Annotated in this window: 3 protein-coding genes; 1 reads left to right on the top strand and 2 read right to left on the bottom strand. The window is 51.9% G+C overall.

What is annotated here, in order from left to right:
- On the bottom strand, positions 1-610 hold a 610-nt coding region (locus tag LAT75_RS15595), incomplete at its 3' end, for a DnaJ domain-containing protein (protein WP_291483771.1).
- A gap of 489 nt (positions 611-1,099) precedes the next feature.
- Between LAT75_RS15595 and LAT75_RS15600 the strand changes: the two genes are divergently transcribed.
- Positions 1,100-1,999: a UpxY family transcription antiterminator gene (locus tag LAT75_RS15600; RefSeq protein WP_291483773.1), complete on the top strand. Its 900-nt coding sequence runs from the start codon at positions 1,100-1,102 to the stop codon at positions 1,997-1,999.
- An 81-nt stretch (positions 2,000-2,080) separates the two neighbouring features.
- Here LAT75_RS15600 and LAT75_RS15605 read toward each other — a convergent pair.
- A partial coding sequence (locus tag LAT75_RS15605) for an isocitrate/isopropylmalate family dehydrogenase (protein ID WP_291483775.1) occupies positions 2,081-2,529 on the bottom strand: 449 nt, incomplete at its 5' end.

A 2,529-nucleotide genomic window follows, 5' to 3' on the forward strand; every position in this document is an offset into this window, starting at 1 on the left:
CGTCAGGCCCTGCCTGTCCCTTGCCTTTTACTTTGAGCTTGGTGCCCGGTCTGATGCCCGCCGGTATGCGCACCGTTACGGTCTCGCTGCCGATCCGCAGATCGCGGCTTGTGCCGCTGATGGCTTCTTCGAGCGTGATTTTTACGGCCGCACTGAGATCTGCACCTTTGGCAGGCCTTGTGCGCTGCTGCGACCGGGCCTGTGAGCCTGCCCCGAAAGGCGAGCCGCCCTGCGAGAAAATGGTCTCGAAAATATCGCTGAAATCAGCCCCGCCGCCCTGACTAAACGGATTGCCGCCATAAGCGCCGCTGCTGCGGAAGCCGTTACCGCCAAAACCGCCGCCGCCGGCAAACGGATTGTCGGGGTCAACCCCGGCCTGCTGATACTGCTTCCACTGATCGCCGAACTTGTCGTAATATTTTCGCTTTTCGGGATCTTTCAGCACTTCGTAGGCATCGCTGAGTTCAGCAAACTTTTTGGTTGCAGCCTCGGTACCCCCGTGTTTATCGGGGTGATGCTGCGCAGCAAGCTTGCGATAGGCTTTCTTCAGCTCATCTGCAGTGGCAGATTTTGAAACGCCGAGAATAGTATAAAAATCTTTGCTGTTCATTGCGTTAGGAGTTTGTTTTTTTTGCTCACAAACTGCAAAAACCCTGCCAAGAAGTCATTTGGCTAAAACTGACAGTAGGCCGTTCCGGCCTGAATTGAGCAGCTGTTAAGCCTGCGTAATTTGCCGCACTGAACCTGATTCCTTGCTCCAATATAATAGGTCACCAATCTGATCAGTTTTCCCAAAGGGCCGGTTACTCATTTGATTTGCCGGTACTTCCGGCAAGTTCGGGTAATGTGTGGCACAATCTGTATTAGCTGAGCTGTCAGATAAAATGGTGGCGGGGGGAACAGGAAAATCTGACCATCATCACAACTTCCGGGTCTGAAAGACTCACGAATCAGCTGAATCTGCATTCGGATGATGGCGCATCAGCTGCGGGCGGCAGGCAGGTATAAACTTTGCCGGTATTCCAACTTTAATGGTTTCCCGCCTTTAATCCGTTTGTTATTTTAACAGCTCCTAATCCGGCAGTATTTTATCATTATTATGAGCACAACTGAACAAGCTAACGCACCTCAAAACAAGCAAACGGCAGACCAAGCGCGTGAAAATACGGCGGATGCGAAGCCTGCCCAAACGGATAGTCCCGATGAGCGGGAGGCCGCTTCAGAAACCGAACAGCGAAAGGGTCATGAAGCCCCTGCTCCGAAGCTGATACCTGATTCTGAGGGCCGGGAGCCTGATGAAGAAACCGGTGAGCTGTCCCGGAAACCCGATCTGAGTTCCCATGCTGACAGCGCGCCTTCCGCAATGCTCAGGCAATCGGGCATAGTTCTTCGGGAAGGTTCCAAAATTCCCAAAGTCGAGCACGTACTGCGCGAAATTGCGGCCCGGAATGAAAAACCAAAATGGTATGCCCTGAAAACAAAGCCGCGCGCCGAGAAGAAAACCGATGCCCGTTTGCGGCAGGCCGGCTATAACAGCTACTGCCCGCTCAAAAAAGAGCTTCGTGTGTGGAGCGACCGCAAAAAGTGGATCGAGAGCCCGATGTTTAACGGCTACATTCTGGTCAATACCGTAACCTCAGACTTCAGCCGCATACTTGCTGATGAAGGTGCTGTTCATTTTGTGAAATTCTCCGGCAGGGTTTCCGCCGTGCCCGATGAGCAGGTCGAGTTCATCCGGAAAATTGTCGAAAACAAAATGCGCTACGAAGTCACCGAGATCAAATTCGAAAAAGGCGACAAAGTTGAGATTACCGATGGGCCCTTTAAGGGGCATGAAGCCGTTTGGATGAAGCAAAAAACAAAGTTCAATGTTTCCATTGAGATTAAACAGCTCAGCACAGTTTTGTCGGTAGAAATTCCCGCTGCCTTTCTGCGGAAGGCTGAGACTGATGGTGAGGAAGCCTCCGGGGCGCAGCCGGTGCAGAAAGCAAAAGCATAGCCTGGCAAATCATTCTGAATTAAACAAAAAAAGCCTCCGTCGGAGGCTTTTTTTGTGACATGCTTTTGTTGCGGCATCTGCCTATTTGTCGAGGTTGCGGCAAATGGCTTCGGTGAAGCTTTTGGTTGAGCCTTTGCCACCGAGGTCGGCTGTACGAACTTCGGTATCAGCCAGGGTTTTTAGGGTTGCGGCATGGATCCGCTCGTAGTACTCATCCATATCAAGGTGACGCAGCATCATCAGGGCGGAGAACAAAATAGCGGTCGGGTTGGCTTTATTCAGCCCTGCGATATCGGGTGCGGAGCCGTGAACGGCTTCAAACACGGCGTAATCTTCGCCAATGTTTGCGCCCGGCGTAACACCAAGGCCGCCAACGAGACCGGAGGCAAGGTCAGAGATGATGTCACCGAACAGGTTGGTGGTTACAATAATGTCGAACTGCTGCGGACGCATTACAAGCTGCATTGCCATGTTGTCGATAATCATATCACCAAAGTCAACTTTTGGGTACTCTTTGGCAATTTCGTAAC

This window comes from Cyclonatronum sp. (assembly GCF_022565315.1).
In the GTDB taxonomy this organism is placed as follows: Bacteria; Bacteroidota; Rhodothermia; order Balneolales; family Cyclonatronaceae; genus Cyclonatronum.